This window comes from Olivibacter sp. XZL3, from assembly GCF_004368405.1.
Lineage (GTDB): Bacteria > Bacteroidota > Bacteroidia > Sphingobacteriales > Sphingobacteriaceae > Olivibacter.
Map to the genome: position 1 here is coordinate 35581 of NZ_SBJH01000042.1, position 22151 is coordinate 57731.

The window sequence follows — 22151 nt, forward strand, 5'->3', positions numbered from 1 at the left end:
ATGTGTATGACTTACAATAACTAGTAAAAAAGTAGCTAAAAAAAAAAAAAGCGATCCGTTGAACGCATCGCTTTTTTTAAACTTTTAATTGACGTAAGGTTCGAGTACCTTTTGCCAACGGTCATAGCCCTGGGCATTGAGATGCAAGCGATCCGCTTTAAACAACGCATCATCTGGCTTACCATCATCACCTAAAAGTGGGGATGCCACGTCTATATACGTTCCGTTTTTCTTCTTTTTAAGGAATTTCTCAATTTTCTTATTTGCTTCTTTCACTTGGGGAAATCCCTTTGTTCTGCTATTGCTGTATTTAATAGACAAGAAATAGACAGGTGTATTGGCCTGTTTCATTCTTATTAACTCCCAGAGCTTTTTGAAGCTAGCAAAAACCTCGTCGGCCGTTTGTCCACTTTCAATATCGTTTTCGCCGGCATAAACAAAAATCTTATCAGCTTCGTAGGGGTACACGATAGCGTCCATATAATAGGCGGGGAAATGAGCCAATTGGCAACCTCCGACACCGCGTTTTATAATGGGCTTGTTAGGAAAGCGCGCTTCCAAGTCGTCCCACAGACGAATGGAAGAACTCCCTATGAAAAGGAGTCCATGTTTCGGTGGCATTTGTAAGGAATCCGCTTTTTTGAAGGCAGCAATTTCACTTTCAAAGGGATACCGTTCTTTTTGTTGCCCATAGGTTTTTATCGCAAAAGCGATAAACAGAAGGCTTACTATAACGTTGATGTTTCTCATGGTAATTTTATTTGTTCTTAGCTAGTTGCTGTAAGCTTTAAGCCTGCCTATAGATCGATCTCGACGAAGGGATGCACATTGACAACAAAATTACTCAAAACCACGGTCTAGCTACCGGTTGCAAATACGCGCTCCTCGATCATACATTGCCTTAAACCGCTTCCTTCAGCTCGCTGGCCGCTTTGGCCGCTTCCTCTGCTAATACATCTTGCTCAATACGGAGGTTATTCACAATGTGGCGTTGGCGATCGGGCGTATTCTTACCCATGTAATATTCGAGCAATTGCTGGATCTTTTGATCTTTAGACACGATAACCGGATCTAAACGCATGTCTTTCCCGATAAAAAGGCCAAATTCATCCGGTGAGATCTCTCCGAGCCCTTTGAACCGTGTGATTTCAGGCTTTCCTCCTAATTTAATAATGGCACGCTGCCGCTCTTCATCACTGTAGCAATAGATGGTTTCTTTCTTATTCCTCACCCTGAACAAAGGAGTCTGTAAAATGGAAACGTGACCGGCCTTTACCAATTCTGGAAAGAACTGCAAAAAGAAGGTCATTAACAGCAGGCGGATGTGCATGCCGTCGACGTCGGCATCGGTAGCAATGACGATGTTATTATATCGAAGTCCGTCCAAGCCATCCTCTATATTGAGTGCATGTTGCAAAAGATTAAATTCTTCGTTTTCATACACTACCTTTTTAGTAAGCCCGAAAGCGTTCAAAGGCTTACCTTTCAGGCTGAAAACGGCCTGCGTTTGTACATCCCTGGATTTGGTAATGGACCCGCTGGCAGAATCCCCTTCGGTGATAAACAAGGTGGTCTCCTGGTTACGTTCATTTTTATCATCGTAATGGATCTTACAATCCCGCAACTTCCGGTTATGAAGAGAGGCTTTCTTGGCTCTTTCATTGGCCAATTTCTTGATCCCTGCGATATCTTTACGTTCGCGTTCAGACTGCAAAATGCGCTTTAACAAGGCGTCCGCCGTATCGGAATGTTTGTGTAAGTAATCGTCTAAGGACTTTTTGACAAAATCGTTAATGAAGGTGCGCACCGTAGGGCCTTCCGGCCCGATACTCTGGGAGCCCAATTTCGTTTTCGTTTGCGATTCAAAGACCGGCTCCTGCACCTTGATAGCAATTGCGCCGATGATGGACGACCTAATATCAGCGGCATCGAACTCTTTTTTATAGAACTCACGCACGGTCTTCACTACCGCTTCTCTAAAGGCAGCCTGGTGGGTTCCTCCCTGGGTTGTATGTTGGCCGTTTACAAAAGAATAGTATTCTTCGCCATACTGCTGCCCATGCGTTAAGGCAATTTCGATATCCTCTCCTTTTAAGTGGATAATTGGATAGCGCATCCCCTCAACATCGATATTGCGTTCGAGTAAATCGCGCAAACCATTCTCAGAAATGAATTTTTGTCCGTTGAAATTCACCGTTAAGCCGGTGTTCAGGAACACATAATTCCAGATCATGTTTTCAACAAACTCCGGTCTGTATTTGTAGTTTCTAAAGATGCTATCATCGGGAATGAAGGTCACCGCCGTACCGTTTCGTTGCGAAGTATCCTTTTCCTCGTCTTTTAAGAGCTCTCCCTTGCTAAACTCGGCTATGCGGGTACGTCCAGCCCGGTAAGATTGCACGGTAAAGGACGAGGAAAGTGCGTTAACCGCTTTTGTACCTACCCCATTCAGTCCCACCGACTTCTGAAAGGCCTTACTATCGTATTTTCCACCGGTATTAATTTTGGACACGACATCCACCACACTTCCGATCGGAATACCGCGGCCATAATCGCGCACGGACACCTTCAGTTCACTTACGCTGATGTCAATCGTTTTTCCGGCTCCCATTACAAACTCATCAATTGAGTTGTCGACCACCTCTTTCAGCAACACATAAATTCCGTCATCGTATGCCGAGCCGTCTCCCAACTTGCCGATATACATACCCGGACGCAAGCGGATATGCTCTTTCCAATCGAGCGATCGTATACTGTCTTCGTTGTAATTTGTCATATTTTAGCTATCAGTTATCAGCGATCAGCCATCTGTTTTACTTTTAGTAGCAGAGGCCGTTGCAGTAGCAGTCCCGATACCATGAGGGGCTACTACAGCGGCCCGTGCAAAGCTCACTTCTCTATCTTCCAAAATCGTCCTGTACGCGCACGATATCGTCTTCATCCGAAGGATTCGCGCTATCGGTATGTTGCCAGATTTCTGCAAGCACACCCCATCCGTCTAAACCAACAAGGCGGTGACGCTCGCCTTTTTCCAGCTTGATCACGTCTCCGGGATGTTTGGTTTTTACTTCATTTTCTACATCGGTATCGCTGATTACGACACCGACGTCTCCCTTAACCACTTGCCATATTTCCGCGCGGCGGTGATGATATTGCCACGACAGGCGTTTCTGTGGAGCAACCACTAATATTTTTGGACTCAGTTTACCAGCTATTTTTAAATCTTGTACATTCAGGCCGTCAAAGTAGGTATCTGCAAATTGTTGTGCCTGGCTCTCATCGATAACAAAAAAGCCACCCCAAGGGCGCGTCTGATCTTGTTTATCAATGTTAAAACCTTGCTCTTTAAGTGTTTTTTCTATTTCGGCGAAAATTTCCTGTTTAGCTACGTCTGTCATGGTTATTTTATTTTTTGCTAAGATAATGAGAAAAATTTAATCGCACCATCGGTTATCCGATTTCGGCTGATCTCCGATAGCCGACAGCCCTCCTCCATTAACTTTTTGCTAAGCCTCTTAATTATGTTTAATTTGCAGGCATTTAGTTATTGGCACTTGGCATTAGCTAAGGACTAATTACTACAGGCTAATTTCTACTAGATGACCAAAATACTGCTTATCGAAGATGATCACCGTTTGTCGAGTTTCATTAAAAAGGGCTTGGAAGAACAGCTTTTCTCTGTTACGAGTGTCGCCAGCGGTTACGAAGCCTTGGCAGTGACCCGGGATATCCAGTTTGATTTAATTATATTGGACATTATGCTGCCCGATGTATCCGGATTCCAGCTATGTACGGTCTTGCGCGCGCGTAAAATCATTAGTCCATTGATTATTTTAAGTGCTTTAGACAGCCCCGAGGAAAAGGTGAAAGGCTTGCAAGCGGGAGCAGATGATTACCTGGGAAAACCCTTTCATTTTGACGAACTCTTAGCACGGATCAATGCACAATTGCGGCGAAAATCATTCGAAAAAGGCATTCTCGATAGACAAAAATACGCCGATCTGGAAGTCAACATTGCAGAGCAAAGCACCAAGCGCGCGGGCAAAAGTATCTCTCTTTCGCCCCGCGAGTATAAACTTTTACTATTCCTGCTTAATCATCGCGAGCGCGTCGTTTCCCGTACACAAATTGCAGAAGCCGTTTGGGATATTCATTTCAACACACATACCAACGTGGTAGATGTGTATATTAATTACCTTCGTAACAAGATTGATAAAGGCTTTCCATACCCGCTTATACAAACGATAAAAGGCCGAGGCTATATGCTTAAACAGAAGGAAGAATGACACTAAGGCTTAAACTCGCGTGGAACTCTACACTCATCGTCACGATCATCTTGGGCATCACCTTTACCGGGACCTTTCTACTTTTTGAACAGCACGTTCGGCATTCTTTTTTTCAGCAGTTGCAAGCTAGCGCCTTAAAGGCCGCTTTTTTCCATCTAGAAAAAGACGAATTAAGCGCGCAAAAGTATGCGTTAATCGAGCAGCGCTATCACGAACTTCACCGGGAATCCATCCGGTTTTTCGACAAGGACAATCAGATGGTCTTCGAGGATGACACCTTCCGATATCATATACCCCTCCGCGTACTGAACCAGATCCGACAAAAGAAAGTGCTGTATTTTGCAGAAGACAGCAGGCAGTTTGCAGGAATCTTTTACCGCGACAATGAAGGCGATTTTGTTGTAGTGGCTTCGGATGTAGACGCAGAAGGGCAAGCACAGCTCGACAAATTGAAACGCTATCTTTTCCTTTCACTATTAGCCGGCGTTTGTTTGAGTTTTATGCTTACGCAGCTGCTGGCCAAACAAACCTTTCGCCCTTTTTCGCAGCTTATTGATAATGTCAGTGCGATCTCGACTAAAAATCTAGATGCCCGCCTATCGGTGGCAACGAACGAAAAAGACGAGCTTTCTGCACTCGCTGAAGCTTTTAACCGTTTTTTAGAGCGGCTCGAAAAAGGGGTGGACAGTCAGCGCAACTTTTTAAAACATGCTTCACACGAGCTAAAAACACCCTTGGCTGCCATTATCAGTAATTTAGAAATCACCTTGTCGCGTCCGCGAACGGCACAGGAATATAAAGAACAAATGGCTTCCCTGCATATAGACGCCTTACACATTAAATCCATCTTGGAAGGCCTACTGATTTTGTCGGGCCTGGAAGCGACACAAAATAGCTCCTTTGCTCCGCTCCGCATCGATGAATTGTTATGGGACCTACTAGAAAAAACAAGCCTTACCAATCCGCGGGCATCGATACAAATCGACTTCCATGAAGTCGAACAAAGCCCTCATTTACTCGAGGTTCAGGGCAATTTCGAGTTACTGACAATCGCTATCGGCAACCTGCTTGACAATGCGCTTAAATTCTCCGACAACCAGCCGGTTTCCATAAAATTGACGGCGCGGAACCATCGGCTCATGCTTATTGTTAAAGACAGCGGAGCGGGCATCGATTCGAGCGAATTGGATCAGATTTTCAATCTGTTCTATCGCAGTCCGAAAAACCAGACCTTACCCGGCCACGGCATCGGATTACATTTGAGTAAACAAATTTTCGACCTCCACCAGGTAGAGATTTCCGTCCGCTCAGAACTGGCAAAGTACACGGAGTTCGCCCTATTATTCCCTCGTTTTGGGTAAGTTTGTAAAATTTTCTTATTTTAAAGCAGCATTCATCAACAGTAGCAGTCATGTCGAATTTCGATGCCCATAATACCACCTTTGCCCAAGCCGTATCCTTTATCAACCACACCAATCGTCCGGTATTTTTAACCGGCAAAGCCGGTACGGGGAAAACCACCTTTCTTCGCTATATAAAGGAGCACACCCATAAAAAATTAGCGGTAGTAGCTCCTACCGGAGTAGCTGCCATTAATGCGGGCGGCACTACCCTTCACTCGCTTTTTTTTCTGCCTTTCGGCATGTATTTGGCCGATTACCCGCTTGCATGGGACGATCCGGGCAACCTAGTGTATAATAAGCAGCGCCTTTTCGGCAAGATAAAGCTTACGAAGCAGCGTCGGGCCATCTTACAGGAACTTGACTTATTGATTATCGATGAAGTGTCGATGTTGCGTGCAGACACCTTAGATGCCATTGACGCCATCCTGCGATGGGCGCGGCGGAATGCGGCTCCATTCGGAGGCGTGCAGATGCTTTTCATTGGCGACCTCTATCAGCTGCCTCCGGTGGTGAAGGGCCAGGAACAGCCTTTGTTGTATCAATATTATAAGAGTCCCTTCTTCTTTGATGCCCATGTTATGCAGGAAGTTCCGCCTGTTTTGTTGGAGCTGAACAAGGTATACAGGCAAAAAGACACCCATTTCATTTCTTTGCTCAATAATATTCGAAACAACTGTTGCTCTATGGAAGAGCTAAACCAGCTCAACAGGCATTATCAACCGGATTTCAGACCGGGCCCGGAAGAGGCTTTTATTACCTTAAGCTCCCATAACCATATTGCTGAACAGATTAACCAACGCGAATTGGACGCCTTACCGGGATCGCCTGTTTGCTTCGAAGCTGCTATAAAGGGCGACTTTTCCGAGCATTCTTTTCCGACTGATGGCAGCCTCTACCTCAAGGAGGGCGCGCAGATTATGTTCATCAAAAATGACAAAGGTGAGGAGCGCCGTTATTTTAATGGAAAGATCGGGGTGATCGTTAAAATCGACGCCCGTGCAGGCGAAATCAAAGTCCGCTTTCCCGGAGAGCAAGAGGCCTTTACGGTGGAACAGGAAGAATGGAAAAACCTACGCTATAACTACGATAAACAAAGCGACAAAATCAGTGAGGAGACACTGGGAACTTTTAAGCAATATCCCATTCGTTTGGCTTGGGCGGTAACGATTCATAAAAGTCAGGGATTAACCTTTGATAAGGCCGTCATTGATGCAGGATCGAGCTTTGCCGCCGGACAAGTATACGTTGCCTTAAGTCGCTTAACAAGGTTGGAAGGACTGGTGCTGCGATCCAAAATTACCCAAGCGAGTATCCACACAGATCCCCATGTCGTAACCTTTTCCAAGGGTATACTGCCTGAAGAGGAAATCGCCGAGCTGTTGTTGCAGGAGCAAAAGGCTTACCTTTTAAACAACCTTAGCAAAACCTTCTTTTGGAGCAACCTCACCTCGGAGACGAATACGTTAAAAAATGATATTTTAGCTAAAAACATTCCCGACAAGAGCCTGGCCTATAAAAAGATTGGCATCATAAGCAGCGCTTGCAACCAGCAATTTGAAGTAGCAGAAAAATTTAAAAACTGGTTAAACAAGCAGTTTTTAAATTTAAATGACCTTGATATTGATTTGATTCATGAACGGACTACGAAAGCTGCTACTTGGTTTTTGAAGTGTTTGGAAGATGAGCTTATCGCCCCTCTTAAACAGCATATAGACGCATGGGCTATTAAGAAAAAGAATAAAAAGTACCAGAAAGAGCTAGCCGATCTGTTGCTTAGTTACCAGCGCAAACGGGAGCAAATTAAGCAAAGTACCTTCATTACACAGGCTATCCGTGATGGTAGAAATATACAGGATGTAATCCATGAGGTTACCCGTCATCAACAACAAGCCGTCGTGGCACCAAGCGAGAAAGAGACGAAGAAGTCAAAAACTGCGGTTGGTGAAACCAAACGGACGAGCCTCAGCCTCTTTAAAAAAGGACATAGCATTGAGGAAATTGCCTCTTTGAGAGGACTTACGAGCAGCACGGTTATCACACACCTGATATCCTTTATCGGTAGCGATTTAACGGCCGCCGAACTCATGCCGGCGAGCAAACTGGAGGCGGTCATCGCCCTGTTGAAACAACATCCCGAAAAGTCAATTACCGAAATCCGCGAGCTGCTTAACCGAAAAGTCGAGTTTCATGAAATACGGATAGCCCAAGCTGCGTTACGATCGAAGACGGGCAACGTCGCGTAGTTAGGCCAGACGTCCCTTAGTTTTTTAGACGTAACGCTTGCTGAACACTCGGCGCATCATCCTGTGCGGCCATTTTTAGTACTTCTTGACTATCATAGGCTTTATAATGCGTACGTAATAACATCACGGCACTCGCTCGAACATAAGAACGCGCGTCATCTATAGCCATCTTTTTAATAGTAGGATAAATAGACTTCCGTTCGCCCGCCGATAAATTTTCGACCGACCTTAAAGCCATTAAACGTATAATCCAAGCTTTATCGGTTAGGGCTGCCCGCACCACTTCCTTTGCTTTGCTGCTGTCGATTTTATCCTTGAGGTGTTGTAAAGCCTCGAATCGATCCATGAACAGCGATCCATGATGGTATTGGTATGCCCATTCGTCAATAGATTTATACTGTTCTTTCTGTGCTAAAACGCATTTCTTGGCATCCACATTGACCCATTGCGGGGCTTTTGCAAGCGGAAAGCGAAAGGTCTGCTCCTGCTTGGTAAGCGTTACGGATTGCCGACTTGCATGGTCATCGACATAAATGTCGATGGCAAGAGGCAACTTATAAAGTGGTGTATTCGACAAATCCTGCTTTTGGGCAATTCGAACAAGCACTTGCTTGGTGCTACCGGCGTAATCCGTTTTTATTTCGAGAACGGGATGACCTGAAGCTAAAAACCATTGATTAAAAAACCAATTGAGATCTTGTCCGGTAACTTGCTCAAAGGCCAAGCGCAAATCGTGAATTTCAACCGATTGATAAGCATGATTTTTCAGATAAAGTTGAAGTGCTGCAAAAAAAGCCTCCTCGCCAACAAGGTCTCTTAACATATGAAGAATCCTCCCCCCTTTTTGGTAAGACACTTCATCGAACATTTGCTCCCGATCCGCATAATCGAACCGAATGACGTCCAGCTCTTTATTTTTATCTTTTGCAAAATAACTCAACTGATCATTAAGCGCGTGCATATCGGCCGCCTCCTTACCATATTTATGTTCCAACCACAAATACTCACCATAGGTCGCGAAAGACTCATTTAGGGGAAGATTAGCCCAGGATTCAGCCGTTACCAGATCGCCAAACCAGTGATGAAACAGTTCGTGCGCCACGATGTCCTCATAGGTTTCATCCTTATAATCGGCGGGGGTCATATTCATCCGATCGAAAAACACCGATGCAGAAGTATTCTCCATAGCCCCGCTTACAAAATTACGTACCACGATTTGAGCGTATTTATCCCAGGGGAAGTCGACCCCCAATTTGCGCGAATAAAACTCCATCATTTCCGGTGTCTTACCGAAAATCATCGGAGCATAAGGCGCAAATTCCGGTTCCATGTAATAGCTCACTTCTTTTCCCCGCCACTGATCTTTGACGATGTCGAAAACGCCCGCAGCAATCATCACCAAATAAGGCGCGTGTGGCAAATCCTGTTTCCAAACATCCGTCCGCATTCCGTTATCGCCTTTCATAGTTTCCACAAGCAAGCCATTGGAGAGCGTAACCATCGAATCAGGGACAGTCAGTGCAATCCGCTGCGTCATTTTCAACATGGTGTTATTCATGGTAGGAAACCAATTGGCATTGCATTCCGTCTCTCCTTGCGACCATAATTGACGCGGCACGCCCGTCACCGTATCCGGCTCAATGAAATAAAGTCCCCTGTCGTCTGGGGATGAAATGTCTTTCCCTACTTCCAGTTCATTCGGTTTAGCAATGTAATCGATAAACAGTTTAAAGGTTTCATCTCTGCTATATTTTCGATCCAGCGCAATGGCCAGCTTTTTTCCATTGTAAGAAAAGGGCACCTTCACCCTTCCTGCAGCAGTTTCACGGGAAACTTCTTTCAGTTCAAAACCGTTTGCATCCAGTATCACCGAATCTTGCGGATAAAAATAGCTTTGCAAAGTAAGCGTTGCCTTTCCCAGCACCTGAGCCCGCTCCCAATCGAAATGGAGATCTAAATCCGTGTGCTTTATACTTACTTTTATAGGATAAGAGCCCTGATAAATGTCGGCATTGGGCGCGTTAGCAAATATAGTAACGGGCGGAATATCGACATGCTTGGTTGTTGCGCAGGACCCGCTCAGGAGTAGGCAGGCGACAGCAAAGAGCAGGAAATTTTTGGGCATAGGGATGCTTTATTGAGCTAATAAGCTGTTGATCTCTTTTTCAAATTCCTGCGTAAATTCGGTATAATGCTTACCCGTAGCCGGCCCGCTGAAGCCCGTATGAATTTTATCTACCGTACCGTCTTTTTTAATAAGGATGGTGGTAGGGAAAGCGGAAAAATTATCCAAGGCCGGTATACTTTCTTCCACCTGCCCCTTATCGTTGGTATAGCCCGTCAGCAGGATCGGGTAATTCACTTTGAAACGGTTCTTCAGATTCATAACTGCAGCTTTAGCCTTATCCGTCTCCTTATAGCGCTCATAAGCAAGACCGACGATTTCGAGCCCTTTGTCTTTATATTTATCATAAAAGGGTGCCAAAAATGCCGTTTCGTCCATGCAATTGGGACACCATGAACCGAGGAATTGCACAATGACCACTTTATCCTTAAAGCGATCATCACTTAAAGAGACCGGCTTGCCCTCCAGATCGTTAAAGCTGAAATCGATTCGATCGTTGCCTGCCTTCAGTCCGGCAATTTTATAGGCGTCAGGCAGCATCGCATCTTCGTCGCGGCGCGCCGACCAGCTTACTACCGAGCTGGGGCCTGAATACATTTTACCATTGATAATATCGTTATTGTCAGTTAAATCGCCGGTAAACAACACGGGGCTTGACCCAGCGAAAGCCGAGACCATAAATGTCTTATTATCAACCACGCCACTTAAAAAGCGGTAGTCGCCCGTCGTCGTTAGAAAAGATCCATTCACCTCGTTTCCCGATTGCTCAAATTCTCCGACAGCAAAGGAGGTGTCTGCGCCGTTATTTCTATAAAACTGTACAGACCACCTACCGGTTACATTGGTCACTCCGGTATTTTCCTCTTTCACGAAACGGAACGTTTCATTGGCTTCGCCTACAAAAGGCATGGTAACCGTTTTATTAGGCAAATACCTAATCCAGCGCCCTTCTAAGCCCTTTGACGTTTTGGCTGCCCTGATTTCGCTTTCATAAAGAGGCGTCTTGAAAAAAACAGAGTCGGCCGTTTCTTCGACTTCATTGATGTTCAGTCGCTCTTTCCCGTTTAAGAAAGCCATTTGTTTAACCCCTAAGGAGTCGTATATTTCAAAGTTGAAGGGTATTTCAACGGTGCCGTCGGTTTTCAATGTAGCTCTCCAGACGCCATTCTCGAGCGGAGTTGTTTTATTTGTGCAGGCTGTAAAGGCGAAGGCCGCCAGAAAGCCGAAGGAAAAAAAATGTGCAATGTTCTTCATAAACGACTAAGTAATCAGATATTCTTCACTATTCATCCGCTAAAATACTAATCTTTCGTTTAACTTTCTACTTGGTTGTTTGTTATTGGTTATCAGTTGCCAGTTATCAGTTGTCGGTTATCAGTGTCTTGTTCGTCGCTGATAGACCGCGTAGAGCTTACTGCCACTCTTTGGCGGTTGCCCTTGCTTCGTTTCTCTTTTGCTGATTTCTCGAAGGCTTCGCCGGAAATACCTCATGGAACAGCCCGGCTGCCGATTGCTGCGTTCGCAAGCCTAGGCCGGTTTTTGTGCTTCGGAACGGTTCTGCTTGATTGAACGGAGCTTAATGCTTATAGCGTACTGCCTATGGCGTAAAGCTTAAAAACTTATAACCTATAACTGGCCTACTGCCTACAGCTTAATGCTTAAAGGCATATCTCAACCGTTTTCGAATACTTCTATTTATAACTACTAATAATATTAGCTTTTTCATTTATTTTATGTAAGTTTAATTTCTAATCACTTGATAAATACAATGACGGAAAATTCATCAAGACGTATAGATGACCCCTTGTGGAAATCTATTTTAGAACAGACCTTTTCTTATTTTTTGCAGTTTATCTTTACGGATGCGGATGATGTCTTTGATCTCGCTAAGCCTTTCGATTATCTGGATAAGGAGTTTGAATCCTTGTTTCCCCCCGAGACTAGTGGCAAGGGGGTACGCTATGTAGACAAACTGGTTAAGGTCTTTCTCAAAGACGGCCGAGAGCAGTTTGTGCTTTGTCACGTAGAGGTTCAGTCCAGCAAAGGCAGGGGCGATCTGGCTGAACGCATGTTCCAGTATTTTTACAAAATTTCAGATCGCTATAAAGTACCCGTTACAGCTATTGCCATCCTTGCCGATGGCAATAAGAACTACCGGCCGCAGGCGTATATACAGGAGTTCATGGGCACGAGCCTGCGGTATTCTTTCAATAGCTATAAAATCCTGGACCAGGACGAATCGATGTTACGGAGCAACACCAACCCCTTTGCCGTGGTGGTGCTTACAGCACTATTGGCTATTACGAGACGGAATGCCGATGACGACGAATTAAAAAATATTAAGCATAGCCTGTACGATGAGATGATGGCACGAAATATGAGTAAATATAGCAGGCAAGGTATTTACGACTTTTTGTCGCATTATGTTCGTTTTCAAAATAAAGAAAATTTCTATATCTTTGAAAAAGAGGTTGAAACAAAACTAGGAAGGAGCAATATCATGGGAACAAGAGAATATTTATTGGATAAGGCGGAGAAGCAAGGATTGGAAAGAGGAATGGAAAGAGGCAAGCGAGAAGAAGCCATTGCCATCGCCCGGGAACTAAAGAAAGAAGGGCTTTCCATCGAGTTCATTGCTAAAACCACCAAGTTAACGACCGAAGAAGTCGAAAAACTCAAATAGGCTTTAGCAATAATTAGTACTGCTGCTACTTTTATAGTATCGTCACCCAGACTTGATCCGGGGTGTATTTCTTACTTACATCTACCATTTTTATTTTAGTTTTATACAGCCGTCAGTGGCTTGGCTTGATGAGCAACGCTTACTGCCTACGGCTTAGAACCTAAAGCTTACTGCCTAAAGCCTATGGCGTAAAGCTTAAAAACTTATAACCTATAACTGGCCTACTGCCTACAGCTTTATACCAATTTGTTGTTATGATCAGGGAAGACCAGAATAGGTTCGTACTTTTTAGCTTCTTCGATAGGAAGTTGGCAATAAGAGATAATGATAACCACGTCACCCACCTGCACCAGGCGTGCCGCGGCACCGTTTAAACAGACCATACCCGAACCTCGCTCGCCCTTTATTACATAGGTTTCAAAGCGAGCTCCGTTATTGTTGTTTACAATCTGGACTTTTTCATTCGGAATAATATTCGCCGCCTCTATTAAATCCTCGTCAATCGTAATACTTCCCACGTAATTGAGTTCAGCTTGAGTGACCTTTACGCGATGAATTTTTGATTTCAACACCTCGATAATCATGGGGGCAAAGATACGGATTTGTTATATAATACATCTAAGAACGGCGGCTCATTTACAAAATATGATCTATAGATTACCAACAGGGAACGAAACGAATTAATCGATAAGGAAATAGTATCCGAGCATGCAGCCCGCGGTAATAGCTGAAGCATCTGCCACAACCTAATAAGGCAAAGAGACTATATAAGCATATCGCTTATGGCATACAGCACTGCCTATTACAGCAATATATTATCAATTAGGCGAACCCCTCCCACCCAGGCGGCCAATATAACCACCAAAGGCCTTATATTTTGTTGCTCCGGTCCTATTTCCGTCAGATCGCGCGGATTGCAGACCGCAAAATATTCCAGTTCGACCCCCTTTGCTTGTTGAAGGAACCGAAGTGCTTCCTCTTTTGCTTGCTGTGGAGATTCACCTTGTTCCACGGCTTGCTTCACCATAAACAAGGCTTTCGAAAGCGCCAGTGCCTGTGTTCTCGCACGCGGAGAAAGGCGCACATTGCGGGAGCTTTTCGCCAGTCCATCCGCATCCCTTATCGTGTCTACTATTTCGAGCCGAACAGGTAAAGCGAGTTTATCTACCATCAATTGAATGACCATGCATTGCTGAAAATCTTTCTGTCCAAAAAAGGCAATGTTTGGCTTTACGATGTGAAAGAGCTTATTCACAATTTGGGTGACTCCCTGGTAATGTCCCGGTCTTTTCGCTCCTTCCCAAATTTTATCCAGCTGCCCCAGGTCAAAAGACCAAGCCTCTTCATCCGAAGGATACATTTCCCCCACAGTCGGGAGGAATAGCACATCACAGCCGGCTGCTTCGAGAAGCGCTATATCTTTTTCAATGGGTCGCGGATACTTTTCTAAATCCGCGGGATCGTTAAACTGCGTGGGGTTTACGAATATACTGCAAACGCTTATCGATGTCGTGCTTTTTGCCCGTTCGATCAAGGCTAAATGCCCTTCATGGAGGGCACCCATGGTCGGCACAAAACCGATTGTTTTACCAGCCGAGCGAAACGCTGATAGATGAGCTTCCAGCGCATTTTTAGTCGTAAATGTTTCCAATTTTTCCGTTGTTAAAACAAGGGGATAAAGTTGAACAAATTAAAGCTAACTACAAAGGTTTTTTTATAAATCGTTGATATATCATAAGATAATGCGTATATTTGCAGACCGATTTTCATTAGAGCAATTATTTTAATGACTAATAAACTATCAAAAATAGGTTTAGCCGGCTCATACCGGTATGATTCATTGTGTTTGATAGTCTCACATTTCAACATTCTAAAAATATAATTTATTGGAGATGGCAAAAACGAAGATATTGTACATTACCCACGAGATGTCGCCTTTCCTCGAACTAAGTAAAATTTCTGAGATAACAAGAGAGTTACCCCAGGCCATGCAGGAAAAAGGGTTTGAAATACGGATTTTGATGCCTCGGTTTGGCAACATTAACGAGCGCAGAAACCGTTTACATGAAGTTATAAGGCTTTCGGGTATGAATATTGTAGTGGACAATAACGACAACCCTCTTATCATCAAAGTTGCATCCATCCCAGCTGCCCGCATGCAAGTTTACTTTTTGGATAACGAAGAGTACTTCCAACGTAAACACATATTTACCGACAAAGAAGGCAAATTCTTTAAAGACAACGACGAACGGGCTATCTTTTTCTGTAAAGGCGCATTGGAAACTGTTAAAAAGTTAGGATGGTCTCCTGATGTGGTGCATTGCCATGGCTGGATGACGTCCCTGGTACCCGCGTATGTAAAAACGGCTTACAAGGATGATCCAACCTTTAAGGATACCAAAATCATTTATTCGCTATATGCGGACAAATTTGAGCATACGCTAAATGAGCGTTTTGCAGATAAGGCCGTTATCGGAAACATGGACGCTAGCGCTTTATCAAGCTATGATTCGGCCGATTATTATGGCCTTTACCGTGGCGCCCTTCATTATACAGATGCCATCGTTTTGTCTGAAGAGAACATCGATGAAAAACTGTTAAATATTGTTAAAAACAGCGAAATTCCGGTAACCGACTGCAGAAATGATGCAGAATTCGAAAATTATTCCAACCTTTACGAGCAATTTTCCAATGAAGAATTGGAAACTGTGGCTTAGCGAGGAAGGCTGAACTGCAGCACCACAGGAAGAACCTTTGTAGCTTTATCGAACAGACAATCGTTATAATGGTTTTACAAAGCTTTATAGAACATATTATTTTATAATGAAGTATTATACTCGAGACTTATTGACACTGTTGATAAGTCTCTTTATTTTAAGTAGTTGCAAAAACCCAACAGGAATAGGATTAGACAACAATCCCGGAGATTCGTTTTATGGCACGCTGAATGACACGGTTACGTTAAAAACCGTGACCTTGCGTGATGATAGTGCCCGGAGTGTACCCCGTCAAGCCAACAGCAGCAGCAATATTCCGGCCATTAACATCAATCAACTTCCGTTTGGTTATTATAATGATCCCGTTTTCGGAGAGACACAAGCCAACGTAGCACTTGCCGTTTTACGTCCTGAAAGCGGCGATATACGCCTGCCTGAAAATGCCCAGATTGATTCGGCGGTGCTTGTTATCCGCTATGGAAGTTCCTTCGTGGGGGATTCGGTTTCTTCGGTTTACCAAGTGAACGTGAAGCAACTGGATGAGGTTTATGCACCAAACACGGTGTACTATAGCACTAAAGCGTGGAATGTGAAAAGCGAGGAAGTCGCACGTAAAGAAATTCGTCATTTCAACCTGAAAGATAGCATCAGCGTCATTGTAAGAGGAAGCACCGGACAGGATAGCACCGTTAGACGAGGCCCAGAGCTACGTTTACGTTTAAACAACGCCTTTATCAGCAACCTTTTATCGCACACACTTGATTCGGCGACGGTGAACTCGGAAGCAGGTTTTCTAAATCACGCCAAAGGCCTTTACCTTACGGTAGATAAGAGTGTACAGCAGGGTGTAGGCGGCTTGGCGACATTAAGTCCTAATGGTCAGCTCACCTCTAGCGGATCGAGCACACCCAATTTCATGGAAGTGACCTATCGTGTTCCGGATAGCGAAGGAGGTACAGATACTTTAACGAAGCTTTTCCCTATTCCGCTACCGGCAAACAGCAGCACCGGCTCGCCTTTTACGTACATGACGGCCAGCGTGGAGCACAACTTTTCACCGGTCATTCAAAATCAGTTAGCGAACGCCAATGTAAACCAAACCACGGTTTATGCACAAGCGATGGGCGGCCTCAGGACGAGAGTCTCTTTTCCGTATATCGATCAACTGAAGGGAAAGAAAATTGCGGTTAACCGGGCAGAACTGGTGGTCTATGTAGAAGATGACAACAACGCCTCTGCGCGTCCTGCTCCTCGACTAACCTTATATAGAAAAGACGTTGCCGGCAACAATCAGCCCATACCAGACGGCGATTCGCGTAGCGTACCAGATCCCAGGTCTCAATTCCCTAGTCTCGCAAACAGCGGTGCCGGTGCTTATGCCCTAGGTGGAATCTATGACGACAAGAACAAAAGGTATGTTTTTACGATGACTTCCTTTGTCCAAGATGTGATCTTAGGCAAAGTGCAGCAGTCAGACGTATATATCGCCCCCGTGTCGGAGACGCCGTCGCAGATGAATACCATACCGTTTTGGCCGGACATCACGACGCCGAGCAGCGTTGTTCTAAAAGGTTATAACCCCGAAGATGCGCAGGCACGAAATGAAATCCGCACCAAACTGAACATTTATTATACCGAATTGGATTAAGAGCTTAGGGTAAAAATAAATGGAAAGATCAATATGAAGATAAAAGTGGGCTTCGGCTTTGACGTACATCAATTGAAAGAAAACCACCCCTTTATTTTGGGGGGCGAAAAGATTGATCACCACGCGGGTGCTTTTGGGCATTCGGATGCCGACGTACTCGTGCACGCTATTTGTGATGCGATATTAGGGGCAGCCAATTTAGAAGATATCGGCTACCATTTTCCGAATACGGACCCGAAGTGGAAAGGCGTCAGTAGTTTGCTTCTATTGGAAGCATGTATCCAATTATTGAAAAGCAAAGGCTGGCAACTTGGTAACATCGATGCGATGTTGTGTTTGGAGGCTCCCAAAATAAAACCCTATATCCCGGCAATGAAGCAACACCTTGCGCAGTCCAGCGGCTTGGACGTGGAAGACATCTCCATCAAAGCGACGACCAACGAGACCATGGGCTTCATTGGGAGAAAAGAAGGGGTGGTTGCCTATGCGGTGTGCTTGATTCAAAAACCTTAAGACCAGGACGTAACTATTTCGTTTGCTCCGGAAGATTTGAGAAATCCACGCCGCACTTACAGTTGGAACCACAGGCAGTCCCCTTTTTGGGTTTAAGACTATTGTACAACATCCTCCCCAAATAGAGCGCGGCTGCCACAAACAATAAAAAAACCATTACCGATTGTAAATCCATATCACAAAGTTAGCTAAAATTCCATTCATTATCAACTGAATAACTCGCAGAAGGGATCGGCACGAAAAAGCGAAAGGCGAGAAAAATAAAAGCCCTTTGGCGCTTAATTTTTCAAATGGAATAGTTACCTTTGCGCAAAATTTTCCATCTAGTTCTTTGATACTCAAAGGCGGATGAAAAGTCGGTAAATTGCAAAAGGCAGTTTATCCCAAAATTTGAGATATAAATACTTGGATGCAAAAAATTAGAAACATTGCGATTATTGCACACGTTGACCATGGAAAAACGACCTTGGTTGATAAGATTTTACACTACACCAAACTTTTTCGTGAAAACGAACAAACCGGCGACCTCATTCTGGACAATAATGATCTAGAGCGCGAACGCGGGATTACGATCGTATCGAAAAACGTATCGGTTCGTTACCAAGATGTCAAAATAAACATTATTGACACCCCTGGTCACGCCGACTTTGGTGGTGAAGTTGAACGGGTATTAAAAATGGCTGACGGGGTTATCCTCCTGGTAGACGCTTTTGAAGGCCCCATGCCTCAAACACGCTTCGTAACGCAGAAAGCACTTGCCTTAGGTTTAAAGCCTATCGTGGTAGTGAACAAGGTCGACAAAGAGAACTGCCGTCCTGAAGAAGTATATGAGCAAGTGTTTGAACTTTTCTTCAACTTAGATGCCACCGAAGAGCAATTAGACTTCCCTGTACTTTATGGCTCTTCTAAAATGGGATGGATGTCGAAAGACTGGAAACAGCCGACGGAAGATTTCACCGACTTGCTGGATGCGATCTTGGAACATATTCCTTCTGCTCCTTTTTATGAAGGCACCTTACAAATGCAAATCACCTCATTGGATTATTCTTCCTTCGTAGGTCGGATTGCTGTAGGACGTGTTGCGAGAGGTACCATTAAAGAAAATCAGCCCGTTTCTCTCGTGAAACGCGACGGAAAAATAATGAAATCCCGCGTGAAGGAGTTATACACCTTCGAAGGGCTGGGCAAGGTACGTGTACAAGAAGTTCCTTCTGGTGATATCTGTGCGGTAGTAGGCATCGAAGGCTTTGAAATTGGCGACACCATTGCCGATTTCGAAAATCCGGAGCAATTGGAAGTTATCCACATCGACGAGCCTACCATGAACATGCTCTTCACCATTAATAACTCTCCGTTCTTCGGTAAAGAAGGTAAATACGTAACCTCACGTCACTTGTACGACCGTTTACAAAAGGAGATGGAGAAAAATCTTGCCTTAAAGGTAGTTCCTACCGATTCGGCGGATGCCTTCCTGGTTTACGGAAGGGGTATTCTGCACTTGTCGGTATTGATTGAAACCATGCGTCGTGAAGGATACGAGTTACAAGTAGGCCAGCCTCAGGTAATCTTGAAAGAGATTGATGGCGTAAAATGCGAACCTATTGAAACCCTCGTAGTCGATGTTCCTGCTGAAGTGTCAGGTAAAGTAATCGAATTGGTAACCCAACGCAAGGGCGAGCTTTTGATTATGGAAACCAAAGGCGATATGCAACACCTGGAATTTGAAATCCCATCGCGCGGTATCATCGGCCTAAGAAATAACGTGTTAACCGCTACGGCAGGAGAAGCCGTTATGGCGCACCGCATGAAGGATTACCAGCCTTGGAAAGGCACGATCCCCGGCCGTCTGGCCGGCGTGTTAGTTTCGATGGAAAAAGGGCAAACAACCGCCTATTCAATCGATAAATTGCAGGATAGAGGTCATTTCTTTGTTGATCCGGGCGTAGATATCTACGAAGGGCAAATTGTGGGCGAACACACGCGCGACAACGACCTAGTGGTTAACATTGTAAAAGGAAAACAGTTGACCAATATGCGTGCTTCTGGAAGTGATGACAACGTACGAATTGCTCCGGCAATTAAGTTTTCTCTAGAGGAGGCGATGGAATATATCCAAGCGGATGAATACATCGAAGTAACCCCTCAGAACATTCGTTTAAGGAAGATTTATTTAACGGAAAACGAACGTAAAGTAAACGCTAAAAAGTTTCAATAAATTAGAACGATATAAAAAAAGCAGGGCGGCTCTTGGGCCGCCCTGCTTTTTTTATGGAAGCGCTGTACCGCTTTGTAAATTTTCTTTATTATTGCACCATACTAAACACCAGTGAATATGAATAGGCTCGATGTGCTCAACATGATTATCAAACAAAAGAAGGCTAAAACGTACCTCGAGATCGGTGTACAAACCGGCACCGTTATATCCAAAATACAGTGTTCACGTAAAATAGGTGTCGATCCCGAGTTTTTATTCAGCCTTCCCCTAAAAATAAAACGACTGTTAGGGCTCGTCAAATTTGAAACCTACGAATACACCAGCGACTATTTTTTTGAGCATTTGGCGAAGACTGTATTGAAAGACGGGGTGGATGTTGCCCTGGTGGACGGCCTACACACCTATGAGCAATCGAAGCGCGATGTAGAGAACTGCTTAAGCTATCTTAACGAGGGAGGCATCATTGTTATGCACGATTGTAACCCTTTGAACGAGGCGGCTGCCTATACGATTAAAGAACATTTCAACGAAGTGCGGGAAAAAGTGAAGAATTGGGATTTACCCGGATGGCAGGGCCAATGGAATGGCGATGTCTGGAAAACGGTAGCTGATTTGCTGGTTACGCGCCCGGATTTGACGGTGTTTACGCTGGACATGGACTATGGCCTCGGCGTGGTTACCAGAGGCAAGAGAAGCATCGATATACCTTTTTCCATTGCCGAAATACAGCAAGGCGATTATGCTTTTTTTGAAAAAAACCGCAAGCAGCTTCTAAACCTGAAACATCCGAAATTTATCAAGGAATTTATCGGGATCGCTTAAGGCGAGCGATCACGTCGCTGATCATTTCGTTGATGTCGGTGGAGAGCTTAAGGACATAAACCATCCCTCCGTACAATAAGGAAATAAGTCCGCCGCGAATCAAGGTATCTACATACAGGTTCTGTTGAACCGGCAGTAGGGTGCTGCCCCAATACACGAGTGCTCCAACCGCAATGACTAGCAAATTGTTGATGGTAAACGGTTGCAGTTTGAATTTTAGCAGGATAAACAGACACCTCGAGAGATTGAATACAAACATCGTCAGCGCGGAGGCCATCGCCGCTCCGGTGATACCATACTTCGGAATAAAGAGCAAGTTACTTCCGATGGTTAAGCCAACCAGAGCGAGATAGAAGAAAGAGTCGTATCGATAATAGCGGGAAGTAGCCAATATAACCGCATTGACACCCGTAAAAGCATCGAATAAATTCGCTAAACCAATAAAGAACACAACATATACTCCATGTACGTATTCCGGAGGAAGTATCTTCAAGACATTGTGTATATTAGCCCATACCGCGATGAACAGAAATAGTGCGACAATCGATTGGTTGATGCAGCTTTTTCTATACACTGTTTGGATATTATCCATATCCTTTCGAATCCACGATTCAGCTATCACCGTATAGGCAATGCTGTACAAGCTCCGGGTGGGCAAAGCAATGATGATCCCGAAAGAGGCGGCAATGCTATAAATTCCGGTATCTCCCAAGCCAAAATAACTGTTCACCATGTAACGATCAATATTGTCGACCAATAACGGAGACGCGCCGGTTAAGATGCCGAAGAGGCAAAGGCTGATTAAGTTCCTTCGGATGTCTTTATTTAAAAAGGCGAGCTTCGGTTTAAGTGAAAAATTTCCTTTTCTGACTAAGCGAATCACCATTAATACCATCGGCATTAAATTGACCGATAGCCAAAGCCACATGAAGGATTGAAAGTCCAATACACGGAATAGCAATAAAACCACACATAATAAGATCAACACCTTAAGCGTGAACTCGCGTATGAGCCTCCCGGCCGCAGCGTCGTATAAAAGCCTGGAATATAAATCGAATACGTTAAAGTAGAGATTGGCGAAGGTGAGCGGGATCAGATACCAATAGTAATTGCGAAAAAGGTTATTATCTTGAGACTTCTGACTTATAATCAACTCTTTAAACTGATAAGCCCCTATAACAAATAAGATAAAGCCGATAAGAGAAACCACACAAGCTAAGAACAAATAGCCGTTATGCTTGTTCTTTTCATTCCGGAAATAGGGAAAATAGCGGGCAGTGGCATTAAAGCCGAGAATTGCGAACTGGGCAAATATCATGGAAAAGGAAGTAAGGATATTGATAAGCCCTACCTGATCTGCACTTAATACCTTGGTTAAAATAAAGGTATTGGTCACAAAGCCTATAAAAACACCGATATAAGAAAAGAACGTGCCTTTAATAGTCTGTTGCTTAATAATACCCATTTTGAATTGCGATTTCTGTTTATCTATTGTA

The 22151-nt window shown here is 44.4% G+C and carries 17 protein-coding genes; 9 read left to right on the forward strand and 8 right to left on the reverse strand.

Annotated elements, in window-relative coordinates:
* Positions 1 to 84 precede the first annotated feature (84 nt).
* The 3 genes from EPX21_RS09500 to EPX21_RS09510 form a co-directional block, all read right to left on the reverse strand.
* The gene (locus EPX21_RS09500; RefSeq protein WP_134089440.1) at positions 85 to 750 is read right to left on the reverse strand and encodes a GDSL-type esterase/lipase family protein; all 666 of its coding nucleotides are present in this window, start codon (positions 748 to 750) and stop codon (positions 85 to 87) included.
* A 151-nt stretch (positions 751 to 901) separates the two neighbouring features.
* Positions 902 to 2776, reverse strand: a complete 1875-nt coding sequence (locus EPX21_RS09505) for a DNA topoisomerase IV subunit B (RefSeq protein ID WP_134089442.1) — start codon at positions 2774 to 2776, stop codon at positions 902 to 904.
* Between the two features lie 121 nt (positions 2777 to 2897).
* Positions 2898 to 3398: a phosphoheptose isomerase gene (locus tag EPX21_RS09510; protein WP_134089444.1), complete on the reverse strand. Its 501-nt coding sequence runs from the start codon at positions 3396 to 3398 to the stop codon at positions 2898 to 2900.
* A 201-nt stretch (positions 3399 to 3599) separates the two neighbouring features.
* Here EPX21_RS09510 and EPX21_RS09515 point away from each other — a divergent pair, with 201 nt between their 5' ends.
* From EPX21_RS09515 to EPX21_RS23355, 3 genes are read left to right on the forward strand one after another with little or no spacing between them, the layout of a single operon-like run.
* The gene (locus tag EPX21_RS09515; protein WP_134089446.1) at positions 3600 to 4286 is read left to right on the forward strand and encodes a response regulator transcription factor; all 687 of its coding nucleotides are present in this window, start codon (positions 3600 to 3602) and stop codon (positions 4284 to 4286) included.
* Entirely contained in the window at positions 4283 to 5647 is a 1365-nt protein-coding gene (locus tag EPX21_RS09520) for a HAMP domain-containing sensor histidine kinase (protein ID WP_134089447.1), read from the forward strand. Before EPX21_RS09515 ends, EPX21_RS09520 begins: the two co-directional genes overlap by 4 nt.
* 50 nt (positions 5648 to 5697) lie before the next feature.
* Entirely contained in the window at positions 5698 to 7932 is a 2235-nt protein-coding gene (locus tag EPX21_RS23355; RefSeq protein ID WP_134089449.1) for a helix-turn-helix domain-containing protein, read from the forward strand.
* A 16-nt stretch (positions 7933 to 7948) separates the two neighbouring features.
* On the opposite strand, the gene EPX21_RS09530 is transcribed toward EPX21_RS23355, so the two are convergent.
* Positions 7949 to 10057, reverse strand: coding sequence for a M1 family metallopeptidase (locus tag EPX21_RS09530; protein WP_134089451.1), 2109 nt, complete (start codon positions 10055 to 10057; stop codon positions 7949 to 7951).
* 9 nt (positions 10058 to 10066) lie between these two features.
* Positions 10067 to 11311 (reverse strand): TlpA disulfide reductase family protein, encoded by a 1245-nt coding sequence (locus tag EPX21_RS09535; protein WP_134089452.1) that lies wholly within the window; start codon positions 11309 to 11311, stop codon positions 10067 to 10069.
* Positions 11312 to 11825: 514 nt separating this feature from the next.
* Here EPX21_RS09535 and EPX21_RS09540 point away from each other — a divergent pair.
* Positions 11826 to 12740, forward strand: a complete 915-nt coding sequence (locus tag EPX21_RS09540) for a hypothetical protein (RefSeq protein WP_134089453.1) — start codon at positions 11826 to 11828, stop codon at positions 12738 to 12740.
* Positions 12741 to 12976: 236 nt separating this feature from the next.
* On the opposite strand, the gene panD is transcribed toward EPX21_RS09540, so the two are convergent.
* Together panD and panC are read right to left on the reverse strand one after the other, a co-directional pair.
* Positions 12977 to 13324: an aspartate 1-decarboxylase gene (panD, locus tag EPX21_RS09545; RefSeq protein ID WP_134089455.1), complete on the reverse strand. Its 348-nt coding sequence runs from the start codon at positions 13322 to 13324 to the stop codon at positions 12977 to 12979.
* A gap of 218 nt (positions 13325 to 13542) precedes the next feature.
* Positions 13543 to 14391, reverse strand: coding sequence for a pantoate--beta-alanine ligase (gene panC, locus EPX21_RS09550; RefSeq protein ID WP_134089457.1), 849 nt, complete (start codon positions 14389 to 14391; stop codon positions 13543 to 13545).
* A 241-nt stretch (positions 14392 to 14632) separates the two neighbouring features.
* Between panC and EPX21_RS09555 the strand changes: the two genes are divergently transcribed.
* The 5 genes from EPX21_RS09555 (at position 14633) to EPX21_RS09580 (ending at position 20655) form a co-directional block, all read left to right on the forward strand.
* A complete protein-coding gene (locus tag EPX21_RS09555) occupies positions 14633 to 15457 on the forward strand; it encodes a glycogen/starch synthase (RefSeq protein WP_134089459.1) in 825 nt (274 codons plus the stop codon).
* Positions 15458 to 15563: 106 nt separating this feature from the next.
* Positions 15564 to 17105: a DUF4270 family protein gene (locus tag EPX21_RS09560; protein WP_134089460.1), complete on the forward strand. Its 1542-nt coding sequence runs from the start codon at positions 15564 to 15566 to the stop codon at positions 17103 to 17105.
* A 33-nt stretch (positions 17106 to 17138) separates the two neighbouring features.
* A complete protein-coding gene (ispF, locus tag EPX21_RS09565; protein WP_134089462.1) occupies positions 17139 to 17618 on the forward strand; it encodes a 2-C-methyl-D-erythritol 2,4-cyclodiphosphate synthase in 480 nt (159 codons plus the stop codon).
* Positions 17619 to 18027: 409 nt separating this feature from the next.
* Positions 18028 to 19833: a translational GTPase TypA gene (gene typA / locus EPX21_RS09575; RefSeq protein WP_134089465.1), complete on the forward strand. Its 1806-nt coding sequence runs from the start codon at positions 18028 to 18030 to the stop codon at positions 19831 to 19833.
* A gap of 117 nt (positions 19834 to 19950) precedes the next feature.
* Positions 19951 to 20655, forward strand: a complete 705-nt coding sequence (locus tag EPX21_RS09580) for a class I SAM-dependent methyltransferase (protein WP_134089467.1) — start codon at positions 19951 to 19953, stop codon at positions 20653 to 20655.
* Here the strand turns inward: EPX21_RS09580 and EPX21_RS09585 are convergent.
* On the reverse strand, positions 20639 to 22120 hold the full coding sequence (locus tag EPX21_RS09585) for a lipopolysaccharide biosynthesis protein (protein WP_134089469.1): 1482 nt from the start codon (positions 22118 to 22120) through the stop codon (positions 20639 to 20641). The two genes, EPX21_RS09580 and EPX21_RS09585, sit on opposite strands and share 17 nt — an antisense overlap.
* Positions 22121 to 22151 lie beyond the last annotated feature (31 nt).